The sequence below is a fragment of the Ornithinimicrobium sp. genome (assembly GCF_035267225.1).
GTDB lineage: Bacteria > Actinomycetota > Actinomycetes > Actinomycetales > Dermatophilaceae > Ornithinicoccus.
The window spans coordinates 40,309-60,267 of the sequence record NZ_DATFMA010000068.1 but is presented as its reverse complement, the minus strand read 5'-3'; the positions used below and the strand labels follow the sequence as shown (position 1 = coordinate 60,267).

Here is a 19,959-nt window from a genome sequence, read left to right as displayed (position 1 = left end):
CGCGTGGAATCTGCATTCTGCGATCCGGTCTGCGAGTCGTCGTCCTGCGGCTCCGTCTCCGGTACCTCCGGTGCCTGCTCGGGCGCCGTCGGCAGCGCGTCCGACCTCGTCAACTCGGGCGGGGCACCGGTGCGGATGCCGGGCGTGGGTTCGAACCGTGTCCACCCCAGGCCGTCGATGTAGAGCTCGGGCCACGTGTGGGCATCGGAGGCGACGACCGTCCAGGCGTCGTCGCCGACCTCACCCGGCAGGAAGCCCACGGCCATCCGAGCGGGGATGCCCTGCGAGCGCGCCATCATCACCATCGCGGTGGCGAACTGCACGCAGTAGCCGCGCCGGGTAGCCAGGAACTGGCTGATCGGGTCCTCGGCGGCGTCGGGATCCTCGGCGGCGAGGTCCAGCGAGTATGTGTAGCTCGGCGAGCGAAAGTGCTCCTGAAGGCGCCTTCCGATGGTCAGCGGTTCGGTCGCCGCGCCCACGATCTGCTCCGCGCCCGCCTGTACGGCAGGCGCGCTGGCCTCGGGCACCCGCACCAGCCGGGGGTCCTGCTCCGCGAGGGTTTGCGCGCTGGGGCCGACGGCATCCGGCGTGGCGTCCGCCGCGATCTCCTCATAGGTCGCCGAGTAGGAGTCCACCGGGGACTGCACGAGCACCGCTCCGGAGTCTTCGCTCACCTGCAGCATGGGCGAGCCCACCGAGGCCCTGACCGCGCCCACGGGGAGGGCCAGGTGGGGTGCTTCCAGCGTGTTCACCGTGATGGAAACCTCCTGGGAGGCCACCACGGCCGAGCTGGACAGCCCTACCGGCTGAGGCAGGGTGGGGCCCTGCAGCTGCTGCCCGTCCCGTTCGGGTGTCTGCCAACGCTCCCCCTGGAAGTCGCTCGCAGCGCTGACCCTGAACGGCGGGACCGACGGCGTCGTCGAGGTGTACTCCAGCACCGGCGCATCGGACTGGTTCCGCAGGTCCTCGCCCGGGTCCATGGACTCGGTGAACGTGACCTGGCTGCCCCCGGAGAGGTTGTTGGCGCCGGCGTTGCGGGCCAGCCCTTGCCCGAGGAAGGTCGGTGGCATGTGCGGCAGGATCGCCGCCGTGACGAGTGCTCCGGTGAGCGCGAGGGCACCCAGCCCGCGAGCCAGGTTGCGGTATCCGCGACCGAACCGAGTGCCGGTCCCGAACTCGCGCAGATCGGCCCTGGGCCATGCGGCCAGGAGACGGTCGGACTGCTGGGCGACCATGATCAGCCACAGGGAGGCCGTGGCGAGGAAGAACCACGGCTGCATCGGCTCGCCGTTGTTCGACACCGACACCAGGAACGCCGCCGCCAGGGGTACTCCGGCGATGGCCGGCGCGCCGTTGGTGACACCGATGGAGTCGACGGCCACGGCGGTCAGCAGCAGCACCGAGACCACGAGGAAGGCGACTGCGGTGGTGGTGGGAGCCGGGGCGGCGAACTGACGCAGCACCGTGCCCGCCTCAGCCAGCAGATCGACCCCCCGGGTGACGGTGCTGGGTGTCGGCAGGCCGAACGAGAGCGTGGGCGCGAGGTACATCCAGCACAGCACCCACGTGCCGGCCACCAGCTGTGCGACCGCGACCAGGGAGGGAAGGGTGTTGAGGCTGCGCAGTACGGCCCCGAGCAACGCGACCAGGGCCACCATCACCACGCCGTCGGCGATCCAGGTCTGCTCCTGCAGCAGCGTCGTCAACGGCCACCCCACCGAGAGCGACGCCAGAGCTGCGACGAGGGCCTCGGGCCACATCCCGCGTTGAAGGTTCACCGTCCCCCCGCTCCAGCCCGGCGTGGATGTCGGTGCAACGACATCCACGCCGGGGCGAGGTCTGCTTCGCTCGCACATCGTGCGGTCGACCAGCCGGCTTCCTCGAGCACCCGGGCCGGTCGCTCGGGCTCGAACCCGGCCTCCGCCGACTCCGCCCGGCGAGCCCGCGCCGGGTCGTGGGCGAAGGACCCGCGCTCCAGCACGAAGGCCACCGCCGTGGATCCGGGCTCGCGGATGGCGGCCAGATGACGCATCTCCTCGGCGTCGTGGTCCACCACTGCCGCCACCGCGAGCACCCCACCGGAGGTGAAGGTGTGCGCCGCGGCGGCCACGGTCTCCAGCCCCAGGTCGTCGTCACGTGCTGCGCGGGCCAGCGTCTCCAGCAGGTCGGAGAGGTCCATCGGGTGCCCGGCGGCGCCGGTAGCCACCGTGTGCGCACTGAGCAGATGCACCACGTAGCCCTCTCGGATCAGGGCTCGTCCGGCTGAGGCCACGGCGCTGACCGCCCCCTCGAAGGTGTCACTGGGACCTCGAGAACGGCCGTGCGCGCCGCCGCGAGAGTCCAGCAGCAGCACGGCACGCCGCCGCGCTGGCCGGTCCTCCTGGCGAACCATGAGCTCGCCGCGGTGCGCCGTTGCGGGCCAGTGGACGCGTCGCAGCTCGTCGCCGTCCCGGTACTGGCGGATACTGACGTCGTCCTCGCCGTGGAGAGCCACCATCTGCGGCTGCTCACCCTCGGTTCCGCGTCCCTGAGCCAGGGCGCCCGGGCCGGTCAGGTCGTAGACCCGGGGGAGCAGCAGCACCTCGGTCGTGCTCGACAAGCGGACCGCCACGTAGATCAGGCCGAAGGGGTCGCGCTGCCGCAGGCTCAGTGGGCCGAGCCGGTAGGCACCACGGCGAGAGCTACGTACCTGATAGCGCAGCGTCCGTCGCTCGCCGGGTTCGAGGGTGTGCAACACGAAGCGAGGAGCGTCGCCCAGCTCGACGTCGAGGTGCTCCTGCGCGAGGTACAGCGGGGTGCGCCGGGCGCCCACGTTGCGGAACGTCGCCTCGACGCTTCCCGGCTCTTCTGGGTGCAGACGCCGCGGTGAGACGACCCGGCTCACCGCGAGCGACGGCGGGCGTCGACGCGAGAGCACCAGGGCCATGGCCGGCAGCACCGTCAGCGCCACGCCGATGCGGGTCAGGTCGGGATAGCCCAAGAGCACACCGGAAACGCTCGTGAGCAGGCCGAGGGAGAGGAAGACGACGCCGCGAGGGGTGAGGACCTGGAGGAACCTCATCGCCGCTCTGCACTCACGCGGCGCGGACCGGGGTCTTGGCCAGCACCTCGTCGACGATGTCGGCGGCGCTGCGCCGGCTGAGCTGAGCCTCCCCGGTCAGCAGCATCCGGTGCGACAGGATCGCCGGGGCAAGGGCCTGCACGTCTTCGGGCAGCACGTGGTCACGCCCGCCGAGCGCGGCGTGGGCCCGAGAGGAGCGCAGCAGCTGCAGCGCGGCGCGGGGGGAGGCGCCGAGGCGCAGCTGAGGGTGCTGGCGGGTGGCCCCGACCAGGTCGACGACGTAGCGGCGCAGCGAGGGTGAGGCGTGCAGGCGGCGGACCGCCGCGATCACCGCCCTCACGCTGGAGGCCGAGGTCACGGGGGTGATGCGGGACAGGGGGTCGGCCTCTCCGTGGGTGACGAGCATGTCCAGCTCCGCGGAAGGGCCGGGATAGCCGAGCGAGATGCGGGCCATGAAGCGGTCGCGTTGTGCCTCCGGCAACGGGTAGGTGCCTTCCATCTCGATGGGGTTCTGTGTGGCCACGACCATGAAGGGCAGGGGCAGCGGGTAGCTGTCCCCATCCACGGTGACCTGCTGCTCCTCCATGCACTCCAGCAGCGCGGACTGCGTCTTCGGGGAGGCCCGGTTGATCTCGTCGCCCACCACGAGGTTCGCGAAGATGGCACCCCGCCGGAACTCGAAAGCGCGCTGACTCTGGTTGTAGACGTTGACCCCGGTGATGTCGCTGGGGAGCAGGTCCGGAGTGAACTGGACGCGGCTGACGTCGCAGTCGATCGCGCGGGCCAGCGCCTTGGCCAGCATGGTCTTGCCGACGCCCGGGACGTCCTCGAGCAGCAGGTGCCCCTGGGCCAGCAGCACGATGATGGCCGTGCGCACCGCCTCCGGCTTGCCCTCGATGACGATACCGACGGCCTGAGCGATGTCGGCGGTCACCGCGCGCACGGTGTCCAGGTCCGCTTGTTCCACCTCTGCGGTGACGGTTGCGCTCGCGCTCGCGCTCATAGGACGTGTCACCCCTACGATCTTGCCTCATCGGTCTGGGAGCGACCGCCCGGGTCGGGCGGCGTGCACCACTACGCCCCACTGCGCCGTTGTCCCTGTGACCTGCACAAACAAGGGAAGATTTGGCGGGCAAAGCCGCTGTGGGGCTACATTGTGGGGGAAAGTGGAGTACAGTGGGGGCAGTGGGAGAAGGATGGCTCCCGAGTCGACGGAGGGGTGAGACCGATGTTCCTCGGTACGTACACCCCGCGGCTCGACGACAAGGGTCGGCTCTTCCTTCCAGCCAAGTTCCGCGACCGTCTGGCCACCGGCTTGGTCGTGACCAGGGGGCAGGAGCGGTGCCTGTACGTGTTCGCCATGTCCGAGTTCGAGCGCATCGCGTCGGCCATGCAGTCCACCCCGACCACGAGCCGTGCCGTCCGCGACTACCAGCGTGTGTTCCTCTCCGGGGCCTCGGACGAGATCCCGGACAAGCAGGGTCGGATCACGGTGCCTGCTGCGCTGCGGGAGTACGCGGGGCTGAACCAGGAGTGCACCGTGATCGGCGCCGGGTCTCGGCTCGAGATCTGGGACAGCGCCGCCTGGACGGCCTACCTCGAGCAGACCGAGCAGACGTTCGCCGACCAGGCCGAGGAGGTGGTCCCGGGGGTGCTCTGAGCCCTCGCCATGTCCCTTGCCCGCCTGCCAGCACCGGGTGCTGGGGCGTGGCCTCTCTCCGAATGCCGAGTCCGGGAGCCTCTTCCCCGGCTTCCGGGCCCGAGCTCGGCGAGAGACCACGAGCCAGCACTCTGCCCCCCGACCTCGCCCCATCTCGACCACGGAGAACCATGCAGCCCCACGATCGCGAGTACCGCCACACGCCGGTGTTGCGTGAGCGCGTCGTGGAGCTGTTGGCACCTTCCCTGGCCGAGCCGGGCTCGGTGTGCGTCGACGCCACGGTGGGACTCGGCGGTCACAGTGAGCGCATTCTCGAACGGTGCACGCGGGCTCGGGTCATCGGCATCGACCGGGACCGCGACGCCCTCGAGCGTTCCCGAGCCCATCTGGCCCGCTTCGGGGACCGGTTCACCGCAGTCCAGGCCACCTACGACCGGGTCGGGCCGGCCCTGGCCGAGCTCGAGCTGAGCGTGGCGGACGCCGTGCTGTTCGACCTCGGCGTGTCCTCGCTGCAGCTCGACGACCCGGACCGTGGATTCGCCTACCGGGCCGACGCCCCGTTGGACATGCGGATGGACCAGCGAGCCGGAATCACGGCCGCCGAAGTGCTCAACACCTACGACGCGGCAGCGCTGGAGCGGGTGTTGCGCGACTACGGCGAGGAGCGCTTCGCGCGCCGGATCTCCCGGGCCATCGTCAGGCAGCGCGACGACGCTCCGTTCTCGACCTCGGGGCCGCTCGTGGAGCTGTTGACCCGGGTGGTCCCGAGAGCCTCGCAACGCTCGGGCGGTCACCCGGCCAAGCGCACCTTCCAGGCGCTGCGGATCGAGGTCAACCGTGAGCTGTCCATCTGGCGACAGGCGCTCCCCTCGGCCCTGGCGCTGCTCCCGGTGGGTGGGCGCCTGGCGGTTCTGGCCTACCACTCGCTGGAAGACCGCATCACCAAGCAGGTGCTCGCCGCTGCCGCGACGAGCTCAGCCCCGCCCGGTTTCCCGGTCGAGCTGCCCGAGCAGCGCCCCTGGGCGCGGCTGCTGACCCGCGGTGCCGAGAAGGCCGGCCAGGAAGAGATCGAGGCCAACCCGCGGTCGGCGTCAGTGCGCCTGCGAGCCGTTGAACGTATCCGCGCTGCCGCGCCACAGGAGTCCGAGCACAGTACGAAGGAGCACCGGCCATGAGCCAGATGACCGCCACGGCCCGCGTTCAGGCCTACCCGCGCCCGTCCCGCGGCCGCGGGAGCGCCGCACCGGCCCGCCCCCCGCTGCGCGTCGTGCATGCGGCGCCGGCAGCAGTGGGTCACCTGTGGTACGCCGTTGCCCTCGGGGGGCTGATCATCGGCGGTCTGCTGCTGATGCTGATGCTCAACATGGCGCGCGCCGAGGGGTCGTTCGTCTTGAGCGACCTGCGTGAGGAGCACGCCGCACTCCATGCCGAGCAGGTCACGCTGGAGACCGAGGTCGCCGACCTGTCCTCGCCCTCGACGCTGGCTGAGAAGGCTGAGGATCTGGGCATGGTCGCCTCGCCCTCCACCGCCATCCTGCGGCTCTCCGACCACTCCCTCGTCGGCGTGGCGGCCATGGTTGCGAACGGCAAGACGCATACCGTTGACCTGCCCGGGGCCCGGAGTGCCGACGAGGTTCAATCAGCAGGAGAGTGATCGTGGCGCTCACGCCGAGGTCGAGCAACGGTATCGGCCATGGTCGTGGTGTCGCCCATCCTCAGCGCCGCGCCTGGGTGCTGCTCTTGGGGGTCCTGATGGTCTTCAGCCTCTTCGGGGCCCAGCTGGTGCGCCTGCAGGGCCTCGACGCCGCCTCGGTCTCGGCGGCGGCGGTCGACGACCGGCTTCGCGAGGTCACCATCCCGGCGCCGCGGGGTGCGATCACGGACGTCGACGGCGAGCCGATGGCGTTGGACATCGAGCGCAAGCACATCACCGCGGACCCGGTCAACGTCGCCGGGTACCGCCGGGTGGAGGACGGTGAGGTCGTCTCCGAGGGCCTGGTCGGCGCAGCAGACGACATCGCCGCGCTCACCGGATCGGACGCCGCCGAGCTGCGCCAAGTGCTCAGGGACACCACCGGCCGCTGGACCTACCTGGTCAAGGACGTCTCGCCGCAGACCTGGCAGGAGGTCGACGACCTCGGCATCCCCGGCGTCGACGCAGAGGACTACCACAAGCGCCAGTACCCGCTGGGCGAGGCGCCGGCCCCGCTCCTCGGGTGGGTCGGGGCCGGAGACCAACCGGCGGGGGGTCTGGAGCGCACCCAGAACGAGGCGCTGACGGGCACACCCGGTGAGCGCAGCTACGAGCTCGGGGGGCAGGGCGAGATCATCACCACGGGTACCAGCGTCGACACCCCCGCGGTGCCGGGACAGGACATCCGGCTGTCGGTCGACTCCGACCTGCAGTGGTACGCCTACGACGCCCTCGAGGAGCGGGTCAGGCAAGCCGGCGGCCTGAGTGGCTACGTGCTGGTGCAGGAGGTCAAGACCGGCCGGCTGGTGGCGGCCGCCAGCTACCCGAGCTTCGACCCGAGTGAGGACACCCAGGACGCGGACGCGATGCGCAACCTGCTGGTGGAGGACGTCTTCGAACCGGGCTCCACGACCAAGCTGATCACCGCCGCGGCGGCTCTGGAGGAGGGCCTGGTGGAGGCGGACACCCCCATCGTCGTGCCGACCCACCTTCCGCGAGCCGGGAAGGTCTTCAAGGACGCCAAACCCCACCCGGTGCTGAACCTGACCTTCGCCGGCGTGCTGGCCACCTCCTCCAACATGGGCACGATCCTGTTCGGCGAGCAGCTCGACGAGGAGACCCTGCACGACTACCTGGCTCGGTTCGGCATGGGCCGCAGATCCGGTCTCGGGCTGCCCGGCGAGTCATCGGGCGTCTTGCCCCCCACCGAGGAATGGGGCCCCACGACGCAGTACACGCTGATGTTCGGGCAGGGCATGTCCAGCACGGCGCTGCAGCAGCTGAGCGTCTTCCAGACCATCGCCAACGACGGAGTGCACGTCCCGCCGTCGGTGGTCGAGGGCACGACCGACAGCCAGGGCCGGTACGCCGAGGCCGAGGCGCCGCAGAGCGAGCGCATCGTCAGCAGCAAGACAGCACGGACCCTCACCTCGATCATGGAGGAGGTCACCAGCGAGGAGGGCACCGCGCCGATGGCGGCGGTCGACGGCTACCGCGTCTCGGGTAAGACCAGCACCGCCTCCCGGTTCGACGACAGCCTCGGCCGCTACAGCAAGACCACCGCCTCCTTCGTGGGCTACGCGCCGAGCGAGGATCCGGAGTACGTGGTCGCGGTGACGGTACAGCGACCGACCAACATCAGCATCTACGGCGGGACGATCGCCGGCCCCGTCTTTACCAACGTGATGCGCTACGTTCTGCAGTCGAACGGCGTGCCTCCCAGTGAGGGGGAGCACGAGCGAATGGACCTCGAGTTCGACCCCGGCGCCCCAGCGCCAGGAAAGGAACAGGGCGTGACCTTGTCAGATGTCGCGATCAAGGATGAAGGGTCAGGTGGGTGATCCCGCTGTCGCTGGGCGAGATCGCCCGCGCCACGGGAGGTCGCGTCCAGCCTGCCGACGCTGAGGCAACCGTGGTCCACGCCGCCGTGGTCACCGACTCGCGCGAAGTCGTCGAGGGCAGTCTCTACGTGGCCCGCCAGGGTGAGCACGCCGACGGGCACGACTACGTCTCCGCTGCCGCCGCGGCCGGGGCCGTCGCGGCACTGACCGACCGCGAGATGGAGGAGCTGCCCTGCGTCGTCGTCCCGGAAGTCGGCGACGCCTTCGCAGCTCTGGGCCGAGAGGTGGTGGAGCGCTGCCGCGCCGACGGCGGGCTGCGCATCGTCGGGATCACCGGCTCCTCGGGCAAGACCTCCACCAAGGACCTGCTGGCCCAAGTGCTGGCCGAGCACGGCCGAACCCTCGCCCCGCAGGCCTCCTACAACTCGGAGGTGGGGGTACCTCTGACGGTGTGCCGCCTGAGCTCGGACACCGAGTACCTGGTGGCCGAGATGGGCGCTTCCGGCGTCGGCCACATCGACTACCTGACCCGTATCGCCCCTCCGGATGTCGGGGTGGTCCTCAACGTCGGCTCGGCCCACCTGTCCGAGTTCGGCTCCCGCGAGGCGATCGCCCACACCAAGGCCGAGCTCGTCCGGGCGCTCGACACCGACGGGCTCGCGGTGCTCAACGCCGACGACGCCATCGTCGCGGCCATGGCGCAGCAGACCGCGGCCCCCGTGGTCCTGGTCGGTATCGGCCCCGACGCGGACGTGCGGGCCACCGACATCGTCCTGAGCTCTCGAGGGCAGGCTTCGTTCGCGGTGCACCTACCCGGTGAGGATCCGGTGAACGTGCAGCTGCGACTGCACGGGGAGCACCACGTCGGTAACGCACTCGCCGTGGCCACCGTGGCGCACCACTGGGGGGTCAGCCCGGCCGACATCGCGGAGCGGCTGGGCGCGGCGGTGCCGGCCTCGCGGTGGCGGATGGAGGTCACCGAACGCGCCGACGGTGTCACCATCGTCAACGACGCCTACAACGCCAACCCGGAGTCCATGCGGGCGGCGCTGCGCGCGCTGGCGGCAATGCGCAGCGGTCGCCGCGCGATCGCCGTCGTCGGCGAGATGCGTGAGCTGGGGGCGGACAGCGTCAGCGAGCACGAACGGGTCGGCCGCTTCGCAGCCGAGCTCGGGGTGGACCAGCTCGTGGCCGTCGGCCCGGGAGCCGCGCCGGCCGCGGAGGCTTTCACCGCGCAGCGGGGAGGTCCGGGGCTGGCCATCGACGAGGTCGACCAGGCCGCCCGGGTGCTGGAGGAGATGCTCGGGCAGGGCGAGGTGGTACTGCTGAAGTCGAGCCGCGACTCGGGGCTGCGTTTCCTGGGCGAGACGCTGGCCGCGGGGGGAGTCGTGTCGTGATCAGCGTGCTCCTGGCCGGGGCCATCGCAATGGTCCTGGCCATGGTCGGCACGCCGCTGTTCATCCGGTTCCTGGTCGCGCGCGGGTACGGGCAGTTCATTCGGGACGACGGGCCGACCTCGCACCACACCAAGCGCGGTACGCCGACCATGGGCGGCGCGGTCATCATCGCCGCGACGCTGCTCGGCTACTTCGGGGCGCACCTGCTGCTGATCGTGTTCGACACGCTGGACTGGGTCGACCTGCGCAGCACCGGTTTCACGATCAGCGGCCTCCTGGTGCTCTTCCTCATGGCCGGTCTGGGGCTGGTCGGGTTCTTCGACGACTACATCAAGATCTCCAAGCAGCGCAGCCTGGGCCTGCGCTCGGTGGAGAAGCTGGTCGGGCAGACCGCGATCGCGGTCATCTTCGCGGTGCTGGCGCTGCAGTTCCCGGTGGACGACTTCCGCCGTCCGGCGAGCACCGCCGTCTCGTTCGTCCGGGACACCTCGCTGGACTTCGCGGCCCTGGGCACCGTGGGTGGCCTGGTGCTGTTCGTGCTGTGGGCGAACATCATGATCGCCGGGGCCTCCAACGGGGTGAACCTGACCGATGGTCTGGACGGCCTGGCCACGGGGGCCTCGGTCATGGTCTTCGGCGCCTACATGCTGATCGGCATCTGGCAGTTCAACCAGAACTGCCAGATCAGCCCGGGACCGAACTGCTACGACGTCCGGGACGCGCTCGACGTGGCTGTGGTGGCGGCCTGCGTCGCGGGCTCCTGCTTCGGTTTCCTGTGGTGGAACGCCTCGCCGGCCAAGATCTTCATGGGTGACACCGGCTCCCTGGCTCTCGGTGGTGCCCTGGCGGGGCTGGCCATCGTGACGCACACACAGCTGCTGATGGCCATCCTCGGGGGCCTGTTCGTGCTGATCACCCTCTCGGTGATCATCCAGGTCGGCTCCTTCAAGATGACCGGAAAGCGGGTCTTCCGGATGGCCCCGCTGCAGCACCACTTCGAGCTGCTCGGTTGGGCCGAAGTCACGATCGTGATCCGGTTCTGGATCATCGCCGGCCTGTGTGTCGCGGTCGGTCTGGGGGTGTTCTACGCCGAATGGGTCGCGAGCCTGTGAGCACCGCATGAGTGACGACGGTGGCCCCCTGACCGGTCTCACGCACGCCGACGCCGCCTGGGCCGGTCTGCGCGTGGCGGTCACGGGGCTCGGCGTGAGCGGTTTCGCGGCCGCCGACGCGCTGGCCAGCCGTGGGGCTGTCGTGCGGGTGCTCGACCGGGGTGGCCCCTCAGCGGTGCAAGCCGATCGGGCCGCCCTGCTGCGGGCCCGGGGTGTCGACGTGCGGATCGGTGCGGAGCACGTCCAGCGATGGCCGGCCGAGGGCCAGAACGAGCTGGACCTGGACCTGGTGGTGACCTCGCCGGGATGGCGACCCGACCAACCGGTCCTGCAGTCGGCGCGGCAGCGCGGCGTCGCGGTCTGGGGCGAGGTGGAGCTCGCCTGGCGGATGCGCCGGCGCTCCGGTGCAGCGCCCTGGCTGTGCGTCACGGGCACGAACGGCAAGACCACCACCGTGCTGCTGCTGGAAGAGATGTTGCGCGCCGCCGGCCTACGCGCCGCGGCCGTGGGCAACGTCGGCACCGCCGTGCTCCAGGCCGTGCTGGACCCGCAGCCCTACGACGTGCTTGCGGTCGAGCTGTCCAGCTTCCAGCTGCACTACACGCACACCGTCTCCCCGCTGGCCTCCTGCGTGCTCAACCTGGCCGACGACCACCTCGACTGGCACGGGTCCGCCGCCGAGTATGCCGCCGCCAAGGCACGCGTCTACGAGCGCACCCAGGTGACCTGTGTGTACAACGTGCAGGAGCCCGCCACCGAGCGCATGGTCGCTGACGCCGAGGTCGTACCCGGCTGCCGAGCGGTCGGTTTCACTCTGGGGGTACCCGCGCGGTCCATGGTCGGCGTGGTCGAGGACGTGCTGGCCGACCGCGCCTTCGTCACCGAGCGGGCGACCTCGGCTGCCGAGCTGGCGACCCTGGCTGACCTGGCACCCGGAGGCGACCCCGCGCCGCACCAGGTCGCCAACGCGCTGGCCGCCGCCGCGCTGGCCCGCGCCTTTGGCGTCCCTCCCGCGGCGGTGCGCGAGGGCCTGCGGCGCTTCTCTCCCGCCGAGCACCGCATCACCGAGATCGGGCGCCGTGGGGGAGTGCGGTTCGTGAACGACTCGAAGGCCACGAACGCCCACGCTGCCGCTGCCTCGCTGGCGGCCTATGACGACGTGGTGTGGATCGCGGGTGGCCAGCTCAAGGGCGCCGATGTCGACACCCTGGTCTCGCGCGTCGCCTCCCGCCTGCGCGGCGTCGTGCTGCTGGGGGAGGACAGAGCCGAATTGTCGCGGGCACTTGCCCGACACGCGCCGCACGTTCGGGTGGTCGAGGTAGCGACACCGGAGACTGAGGGCATGACCGACGAGGCTCGCCGGGCGACCATGCAGGAGGTCATGGACCGGGCGGTCACTCACGCCGTGGGCCTGGCCGGCCCCACGGACGTGGTGCTGCTCGCTCCCGCTGCAGCGTCCCTGGACATGTTCGACTCCTACGAGGCGCGGGGCCGGGCCTTCACCGACGCCGCCACGCGCTTGGGTGCCCGGTCGTGACCGCCACGGCACCGCCGCGGCGCCGCCCGGCTGCTGCGTCGGAGAGCCCACTGGGTGCGGCCGGTGACTGGCTACGCTCCCCTGTCGCGCCCTACTACCTCATCCTGGTCAGCTCGGCCGCCCTGGTCTCGATCGGCCTGGTGATGGTCCTGTCGGCGAGCAGCGTCCGCTCCTACGTCGAGACCGGCAACTCCTACGGGGTCTTTGCCGCACAGCTGGCGTTCGCAGGCGTCGGCGTGATGCTGGGCTGGCTGACCTCACGCCTCGACCCGACGTGGTGGCAGCGGCTGGCCGTGCCGGGTCTGCTGCTGGCGCTGGGACTGCAGGCGTTGGTGCTCTCGCCCCTGGGCGTGGGCTTCCAGGGCAACCGGAACACGATCTACGTCGGCGGCTTCAGCCTGCAGCCCGCGGAGTTCGCCAAGCTCGCGTTGGTGGTCTTCGGCGCCGCTGTCCTGGCGCGCAAACGCGCGGTCATCGGCCATATCGCCCATGCGCTCATCCCGTTCGTCGTTCCCGGCGCGCTCGGGCTCGTGGGGTTGGTCATGGCCGGCAGGGATCTCGGGACGGCCATGATCCTGGTGGCCATCGCCGGCGGGATGCTGTTCGTGGCCGGGCTGCCCGTGAAGTGGTTCGGTCTGGTCGCGCTCGCCGCGGCCGCCGGGGTCGCGTTCCTGGCCATGGGCAGCTCGAACCGGATGCAGCGGATCGAGACCTGGCTCGGGGACACCTGCACCACGCCCCAGGTCGAGGGCTGCTTCCAGAAGGTGCACGCGGAGTACGCGCTGGCCGACGGCGGCTGGTGGGGCGTAGGTCTGGGTGCCAGCCGCGAGAAGTGGTCGCTGCTGCCGGAGCCGCACAACGACTTCATCCTGGCGATCATCGGTGAGGAGCTGGGCCTGCCGGGGAGCCTGACCGTGCTCGCCCTGTTCCTCGTCCTCGCCTACGCCTGCTTCCGGGTCATCTCCGCGAGCTCGGACCCCTTCGTGCGTCTGGGGACCGCGGGGGTGATGCTGTGGATCCTCGTGCAGGCCTGCCTGAACATCGGCTCGGTCATCGGGATGCTGCCGATCATCGGGGTGCCCCTGCCCCTGGTCTCCAGCGGAGGCTCGGCCCTCATCGCGGCCCTGATGGGGATCGGGCTCCTGCTGTCCCTGGCCCGGACCGTTCCCGGCTGCCGCGCCGCCCTGGCCGGCCGGCGTTCGGTCCTGCGTCGCACCCTGGCCGCCCTCCCTGCAGGCGGAAGGCCCCGTCGGTGAGTCCCTCCCCACGGCCGCTCTCGGTGATCCTCGCCGGAGGCGGCACAGCAGGTCACGTCAACCCTCTGCTGGCCGTGGCCGACGCGCTCGGTCGGCGCGAACCGGACAGCCTGGTCACGGTGCTCGGCACTCGCGAAGGGCTGGAGTCACGCCTGATCCCGCAGCGCGGCTACCCCTTGGTCACCGTGCCCAAGACACCCTTCCCGCGGCGACCCGGCCGGGCTGCGGTCGCCTTCCCCGGCGCGTTCGGGCGCGCGGTGCGAGAGGCCGGGCAGGCGCTCGCCCAGGTGCAGGCGGACGTGGTGGTGGGGTTCGGCGGCTACGTCGCAACCCCGGCATACCTCGCCGCTCGCATCGCTCGGACCCCGATCGTGGTGCACGAGCAGAACGCCCGCCCGGGGCTGGCGAACCGTCTCGGGGCCCGCTTGGGGGCCGTGGTGGCCACCACCTTCGAGCAGACCTCGCTGCCTCACGCCCAGGTCGTGGGCATGCCCCTGCGCCGCGAGATCAGCACGCTGGACCGGACCGCGCTGCGTGAGGAGGCGATGGCGTACTTCGGGTTGAGTCCGGCCCGGCCTACCCTGCTGGTGACCGGTGGGTCCCTGGGTGCGCAACGGCTCAACGCGGCTGTCGCCGCCGCGGCGGACGACCTCGCGGGGGCCGGGGTTCAGGTGCTGCATCTCACCGGAGCGGGCAAGGAGGTCCGCGTGGCGGGTCACGAGACGGGGCGGGCCCGCTACGTCGCGCAGGCCTACACCGACCGGATGGACCTGGCCTATGCGGTAGCCGACCTGGCGGTATGCCGGGCCGGCGCCGGCACGGTGTGCGAGCTGGCGGCGGTGGGTCTGCCGGCCGTGTACGTGCCCTTGCCGGTGGGCAACGGCGAGCAGCGGCTGAACGCCTCGGGCGTCGTCCGGGCCGGTGGAGGGCTGTTGGTGCAGGACGCCGAGGTGTCCCACGCCTGGGTCACGACGGTGTTGCTGCCGTTGATGCAGGACGCATCCCGTTTGGGCCGGATGTCGGTGTCGGCCTCCAGGGCAGGGCAGCGCGACGCCGACGAGGCGATGGTGGACCTCGTGCTGCGAGCGACGGGGCGCTCATGAGCACACCCGGTGGCCACGAGCGGCCTCGCTTCGACTTCGAGGCCGACCTGCCTGCCCTCGAGCAGCTGGACCGGATCCACTTCGTGGCCATCGCGGGGTCGGGGATGTCGGGCGTCGCGTCCCTCTACGCCAGCGCCGGCTCACGAGTGACCGGTTCGGACACCGCCGACAACGCCGCCGTGCGGCACCTGCGGGCACAGGGCGCTCACGTGTACCGCGGCCACGATGCGGCACAGGTGGGCGACGCCTCGGTCGTCGTGGTCTCCGGAGCGGTGCCGGAGGACAACCCCGAGCTGGCCCGGGCCCGGGAGCAGGGCCTGCCGGTGCTGCACCGGGCCCAGGCGATCGCCGTGCTCAGCCGCAGCCGCGACGCGCTGGCCGTTGCCGGGACCAACGGCAAGACGACGACCAGTGCCATGGCCGTCGCGGTACTGTCCGCAGCCGGCGGTGACCCCGGCTTCGTGATCGGGTCGCCGCTGGTCGACCGCGGCACGAGTGCCTCGCTGGGCTCGGGTCCGATGGTCATCGAGGCGGACGAGAGCGATCGTTCGTTCGTGGCGTACCGACCCCGCGTGGCCATCGTGACCAACGTGACCCCGGATCATCTGGACTTCTACGGCGACTTCGCGGGGGTGCAGCAAGGTTATGCGGACTTCGTGGCCACCATGGCCCCCGGCGGCACTCTGGTGAGCAACGCCGACGATGCGGGCTCGCGGGAGCTCGCTGCCCACGCTCGGCGCCGCGGGACTCGGGTGGTGACGTGGGGCGAGTCGGCGAAGGCTGATCTGCGCATCGGCACTATCGCGCACGAGCACAAGCACACCTCGGCTGACCTCACGTGGCGCGCCGGCCCGGCTTCCGTGGGGGCGGGGTCGCAGCACCGCCTGTCCGTGCCTCTGCCCGGGGCGCACAACCTGCACAACGCCGCGGCCGCCCTGCTGGCAGGGGTCGCCGGCTACGGCATCGACGTCGAGCAAGGTGTCCACGCCTTGGCTGGTTTCGCCGGCACCCGGCGCCGGTTCGAGACGGTGGGGCGCGCCGGTGGGGTGGAGGTGATCGACGACTACGCCCACAACGGCCCCAAGGTGGCCGCCGTCGTCCGAGCCGGACGCTCGGTCGTGGGGGAGGGGGGTCGGCTCGTGGTCGCCTTCCAGCCGCACATGTACTCCCGGACCCGAGCCTTCGCGGAGGACTTCGCCCAGGGTCTGCGCCCGGCAGACGTCGTGATCGTCCTCGACGTGTACGGCGCTCGCGAGTCCCCACTGGCTGGTGTCAGTGGCGAGACGATCGTCAGCGCGATGAGATCCGGGTCCGCTGGCGCCGACCCACGCACCCCGCCCGGCGTGACTGATGAGGCCGAGGTGTACTACGTGGCCGATCGGCAGGGCGCTGCTGAGCGGATCACCACGGTGCTTCGGCCGGGGGACGTGCTGCTCACCGTGGGTGCGGGTGACATCACCACGCTCGGCCCGGAGGTCCTGCGCCGTCTGGAGGGCCGGCGTGGCTGATCCGTTCACCGCCCGTGGGCGCGCTGGGCGCTCACGGGCGCGCCGCTCGCGGTGGGCGCTACTGGTTCTCGTCGCTCTGGTCGTCCTCGTCGTCTACCTCGTCGCCTTCTCTCCGGCGCTGGTGGTCAGGGAGGTGGTCGTCACCGGGGCGGACGAGCAGGTCGCGCGCATGGCGCGGGAGCACGCGGACGTCGGCGTCGGCCGGCCGTTGGCGCGAGTCGACACCGAGGCGGTCGGGGAGAGGGTCGCCGCAGACTCCCGGCTCGAGTCCGTTGAGGTGACGCGGCGGTGGCCTTCGACCATCAGCATCGAGCTCACCCTTCGCAGCGCGCGCGCCGTCTTGTCCCAGCCCGGCGAGCAGCCGATGCTCGTCGACCGCTCGGGTGTGGCCTACCAGGCAGTCGCCCAGCGTCCCGACGACCTGCCCCAGATCAGCGCACCGCCGGGTGCCGTGGCCGAGGCGTCAGTGGCCGGCGCGCTGCAGGCGCGCTCCGCGCTGGACGACTCGACCAGGGACCAGGTGTCCTCACTGGAGGTCACCGCGGACGGTGACCTGCGCTTCGACATCGGGGCACTGACGGTGCTGTGGGGCCAGCCCGAGGAGGTGGAGGCCAAGGCCGCCGCGGTGGAGGCGCTGTTGAGCCAGGAAGGCATCGACCCCGACGAGGAGCGTTCCTTGACCCTGGACGTGACCGCGCCGCAGACTCCGGTGGTCAGTGGTCTGTCGCCCGCGCCGCCTGACTGACCGGGCTCAACCTGCACTTGAGGTAGAGGGTCATGGGCTGATCGAGGGTTGCCCCGTATGCTGACCGGACATCCTCGCGCGGACGGCGGTTTCGGCACCTCGGGGTCCGTTCGGGCGCACACTTCAGGCTCACGTTCATCACGGAAGGCGCATCGTGTCAGTAGCGCAGAACTATCTCGCCGTCATCAAGGTTGTTGGTATCGGAGGGGGCGGGGTCAACGCGATCAACCGCATGATCGAGGTCGGCCTGAAAGGCGTGGAGTTCATCGCCATCAACACCGACGCGCAGGCGCTGTTGATGAGTGACGCGGACGTCAAGCTCGATGTCGGTCGCGAGCTCACCCGTGGTCTGGGAGCGGGCGCGGACCCGGAGGTGGGCCGTCGCGCGGCGGAAGACCACACCGAGGAGATCGAGGAGGCGCTGCGCGGCGCCGACATGGTGTTCGTCACGGCCGGTGAGGGCGGCGGCACCGGGACCGGGGGTGCTCCGGTGGTCGCCAAGATCGCCAAGACCCTCGGCGCCCTGACCATCGGCGTGGTGACCAGGCCCTTCACCTTCGAGGGCCGACGTCGCGCGAACCAGGCCGAGTCCGGGATCGGCGCGCTGCGCGAGGAGGTCGACACCCTGATCGTGATTCCCAACGACCGCCTGCTGTCCATCTCCGACCGGGCGGTGAGCATGCTGGACGCCTTCCGCAGTGCGGACCAGGTGCTGCTCTCCGGCGTCCAGGGCATCACCGACCTGATCACCACACCGGGTCTGATCAACCTGGACTTCGCGGACGTGAAGTCCGTCATGCAGGGAGCGGGGTCGGCCCTGATGGGTATCGGCTCGGCACGGGGTGAGGACCGTGCCGTGCAGGCGGCTGAGCTCGCGATCTCCTCCCCGCTGCTCGAAGCCAGCATCGAGGGGGCTCACGGCGTCCTGCTGTCGGTGCAAGGTGGCTCCGACCTCGGACTGTTCGAGATCAACGAAGCGGCGCGGTTGGTCCAGGAGGCTGCCCACCCGGACGCCAACATCATCTTCGGAGCCGTGATCGACGACTCGCTGGGCGACGAGGTACGGGTGACCGTGATCGCAGCCGGATTCGACGGCGGGGCCCCCATCCAGCGCACCGACGAGCGTGCGCTCGGGCAGGTGCAGGCCGGTGGCGGCGGGCGTGCCGCGACGGGCCAGCCGAGCGCCTCCCGTGCCGCTGCCGCAGCTGCGCCCTCGAGCGGAGTCGCCCCGACCCCGGAGGCGGAGCGTGGTGGGTCCGAAGGCGGCCAGGCCACCCAGCGCAGCGAGGACACCGAGCCCAGTGAGAACACCCAGAGGCAGAGGCCTGCGGCGGCCGAGCAGCCCGAGCGCGCCACGACCCCGCCCCGAACGGTGACCTACCAGGAGGCGGAAGACCTCGACGTGCCGGACTTCCTGAAGTAGTCGTCACCGGCGTGGGTGTCGATGGCGCGAGGGCGCTGGCATGGCTTGAACCTGACGGCCACCGTGTTCCGCTGGCGTGACCGGCTGCCGCCGGCCGGTCCGGGGCAGTGCGGAGTCGAGTGGGCGGTGACCGACCGTTTCGGAGGACGCAGCCGCGGGCGTTTCGGTGAGCTCAACCTCGGTGCCGGCGTGCAGGACGACCCGGTGGCCGTCGCCGGCAACCGGAGCCTGGTGGCCCGGGAGCTGGGGGTGAGTGCCCGTCGGCTGCGCTTCATGCGCCAGCAGCACGGCACCACCGTCGAGTGGGTGGAGGGCCCGGCTCCAACACTGGGCTCGGAGCCCGAGTGCGACGCCCAGGCCACCGACGAGCCCGACCTCGCCCTGGCCGTGTTGGTCGCCGACTGCACCCCTGTGCTGCTGGCCGACCCGGCGAAGGGGCTCGTCGCTGCGGTGCATGCGGGCCGGGTGGGGATGAGCGCCGGGGTGGTGCCGCGGTGCATCGAGGTGTTGCGACAGCGCGGCGCGGAAGAGCTGAAGGCCGTGGTGGGCCCCTCCATCTGTGGACGGTGCTACGAGGTGCCCGAACAGATGCGGTCAGAGTGCTCGGCTTGGTCCGCGGCGGCCAGTGTGTCGTGGGTGGGGACGCCCGCGCTCGACGTGGCCGCCGCCGTGGTGCAGCAGCTCACCAGGGACGGGGTGAGCGTGCAGTGGCTGCCCGGCTGCACCCGGGAGTCCGGGGACCTGTACTCCCACCGAGGCGACCCGCGTACCGGCCGCTTCGCCGCGACGGTGCGCCTGCTGCCAGAGGCGGCCTGATGGCTCACCCGCCCTCGCCGCGCTCCACCGAGCTGGCCGAGCGTCTGGGGCGGGTCCGGGCCAGGATCGCTCTGGCATGCCGGCAGGTCGGGCGAGACCCGGAGGAGCTGTGCCTGGTCGCCGTCACGAAGTTCTTCCCGGCTGCCGACGCGGCGACGCTGGTGCGCCTGGGAGTGGGTGACCTGGGTGAAAGCAGGGACCAGGAGGCGGCCGGAAAGCTGGAGGGCCTTGGCGCCGAGCTCGAGGGCGGCCCGTTGCCCCGGATGCACATGGTCGGGCAGGTGCAGACCAAGAAGGCCCGTTCGGTGGTGCGGTGGGCAGACGTCGTGCACTCGGTGGACCGACCCAAGCTGGTCACCGCCTTGGACCGGGCCGTCGGACGCGCACTGGGCGAGGGTGAGCGGGCCGACCCGCTCGACGTGCTGGTGCAGGTGGACCTGGACGGGGGCGCGGCCCAGGGGCGCGGCGGTGTCCGGCCTCAGGAGGCGGTGGACCTGGCCGAGCGGGTCGCCGAGTGCGAGCACCTGAGCCTGCGCGGGACCATGGCCGTCGCCCCGGCCGGCGCGGCCGGGGACGAGGCGGCGCTGACCCGGGCCTTCGCTGAGCTGCAGCAGGTCCATGGCCTCATCCGGGGCCGCTTCCCCCAGGCTCAGTGGCTCTCGGCCGGTATGAGCGGGGACCTGGAGCAGGCCGTCGGGGCGGGGGCGACACACCTGCGTGTCGGGAGCGGAATCCTCGGTTCGCGTCCGCCTCAGGGGTAACGTCGCTCACGAAACGAAGCGCCGCCGGTAGGGGCGGCATCACGGC

General features: G+C 71.3%; 17 protein-coding genes. 14 read left to right on the top strand and 3 right to left on the bottom strand.

Annotated features, from left to right (window positions below; translation table 11 throughout):
• The 3 genes from VJ976_RS06165 to VJ976_RS06155 all read right to left on the bottom strand — a co-directional run.
• Positions 1–1,778 (bottom strand): DUF3488 and transglutaminase-like domain-containing protein (locus VJ976_RS06165; RefSeq protein WP_324099238.1); only part of this gene is annotated, 1,778 nt, incomplete at its 3' end.
• Positions 1,775–3,061 carry a DUF58 domain-containing protein gene (locus VJ976_RS06160; protein WP_324099237.1) on the bottom strand — a complete coding sequence of 429 codons (1,287 nt, stop codon included), beginning with the start codon at positions 3,059–3,061 and terminating at the stop codon, positions 1,775–1,777. The genes VJ976_RS06165 and VJ976_RS06160, both read right to left, overlap by 4 nt.
• Before the next feature lie 13 nt (positions 3,062–3,074).
• Positions 3,075–4,064, bottom strand: coding sequence for a MoxR family ATPase (locus VJ976_RS06155; protein WP_324099236.1), 990 nt, complete (start codon positions 4,062–4,064; stop codon positions 3,075–3,077).
• A 225-nt stretch (positions 4,065–4,289) separates the two neighbouring features.
• On the opposite strand from VJ976_RS06155, the gene mraZ reads away from it, so the two are divergent.
• The 14 genes from mraZ (at position 4,290) to VJ976_RS06085 (ending at position 19,913) form a co-directional block, all read left to right on the top strand.
• Positions 4,290–4,721 carry a division/cell wall cluster transcriptional repressor MraZ gene (mraZ, locus tag VJ976_RS06150; RefSeq protein WP_324099235.1) on the top strand — a complete coding sequence of 144 codons (432 nt, stop codon included), beginning with the start codon at positions 4,290–4,292 and terminating at the stop codon, positions 4,719–4,721.
• Positions 4,722–4,891: 170 nt separating this feature from the next.
• Positions 4,892–5,896: a 16S rRNA (cytosine(1402)-N(4))-methyltransferase RsmH gene (gene rsmH / locus VJ976_RS06145; RefSeq protein ID WP_324099234.1), complete on the top strand. Its 1,005-nt coding sequence runs from the start codon at positions 4,892–4,894 to the stop codon at positions 5,894–5,896.
• Positions 5,893–6,375 (top strand): hypothetical protein, encoded by a 483-nt coding sequence (locus tag VJ976_RS06140; RefSeq protein WP_324099233.1) that lies wholly within the window; start codon positions 5,893–5,895, stop codon positions 6,373–6,375. Before rsmH ends, VJ976_RS06140 begins: the two co-directional genes overlap by 4 nt.
• A 2-nt stretch (positions 6,376–6,377) precedes the next feature.
• Complete coding sequence (locus VJ976_RS06135) at positions 6,378–8,255, top strand: penicillin-binding protein 2 (RefSeq protein ID WP_324099232.1); 1,878 nt, start codon at positions 6,378–6,380, stop codon at positions 8,253–8,255.
• A complete protein-coding gene (locus tag VJ976_RS06130) occupies positions 8,252–9,652 on the top strand; it encodes a UDP-N-acetylmuramoyl-tripeptide--D-alanyl-D-alanine ligase (protein WP_324099231.1) in 1,401 nt (466 codons plus the stop codon). Before VJ976_RS06135 ends, VJ976_RS06130 begins: the two co-directional genes overlap by 4 nt.
• On the top strand, positions 9,649–10,764 hold the full coding sequence (gene mraY, locus VJ976_RS06125; RefSeq protein WP_324099230.1) for a phospho-N-acetylmuramoyl-pentapeptide-transferase: 1,116 nt from the start codon (positions 9,649–9,651) through the stop codon (positions 10,762–10,764). Before VJ976_RS06130 ends, mraY begins: the two co-directional genes overlap by 4 nt.
• Positions 10,765–10,771: 7 nt before the next feature.
• A complete protein-coding gene (murD, locus tag VJ976_RS06120) occupies positions 10,772–12,301 on the top strand; it encodes a UDP-N-acetylmuramoyl-L-alanine--D-glutamate ligase (protein ID WP_324099229.1) in 1,530 nt (509 codons plus the stop codon).
• The gene (locus tag VJ976_RS06115) at positions 12,298–13,557 is read left to right on the top strand and encodes a putative peptidoglycan glycosyltransferase FtsW (protein ID WP_324099228.1); all 1,260 of its coding nucleotides are present in this window, start codon (positions 12,298–12,300) and stop codon (positions 13,555–13,557) included. The genes murD and VJ976_RS06115 overlap by 4 nt, the downstream gene beginning before the upstream one ends.
• On the top strand, positions 13,554–14,660 hold the full coding sequence (murG, locus tag VJ976_RS06110; protein ID WP_324099227.1) for an undecaprenyldiphospho-muramoylpentapeptide beta-N-acetylglucosaminyltransferase: 1,107 nt from the start codon (positions 13,554–13,556) through the stop codon (positions 14,658–14,660). Before VJ976_RS06115 ends, murG begins: the two co-directional genes overlap by 4 nt.
• Positions 14,657–16,168 (top strand): UDP-N-acetylmuramate--L-alanine ligase, encoded by a 1,512-nt coding sequence (gene murC, locus VJ976_RS06105; protein ID WP_324099226.1) that lies wholly within the window; start codon positions 14,657–14,659, stop codon positions 16,166–16,168. The genes murG and murC overlap by 4 nt, the downstream gene beginning before the upstream one ends.
• A complete protein-coding gene (locus VJ976_RS06100) occupies positions 16,161–16,913 on the top strand; it encodes a cell division protein FtsQ/DivIB (protein WP_324099225.1) in 753 nt (250 codons plus the stop codon). Before murC ends, VJ976_RS06100 begins: the two co-directional genes overlap by 8 nt.
• A gap of 154 nt (positions 16,914–17,067) precedes the next feature.
• Positions 17,068–18,336, top strand: coding sequence for a cell division protein FtsZ (gene ftsZ / locus VJ976_RS06095; protein ID WP_324099224.1), 1,269 nt, complete (start codon positions 17,068–17,070; stop codon positions 18,334–18,336).
• A gap of 45 nt (positions 18,337–18,381) precedes the next feature.
• The gene (locus VJ976_RS06090; RefSeq protein WP_324099223.1) at positions 18,382–19,152 is read left to right on the top strand and encodes a polyphenol oxidase family protein; all 771 of its coding nucleotides are present in this window, start codon (positions 18,382–18,384) and stop codon (positions 19,150–19,152) included.
• Entirely contained in the window at positions 19,152–19,913 is a 762-nt protein-coding gene (locus VJ976_RS06085; RefSeq protein ID WP_324099222.1) for a YggS family pyridoxal phosphate-dependent enzyme, read from the top strand. Before VJ976_RS06090 ends, VJ976_RS06085 begins: the two co-directional genes overlap by 1 nt.
• Positions 19,914–19,959 lie beyond the last annotated feature (46 nt).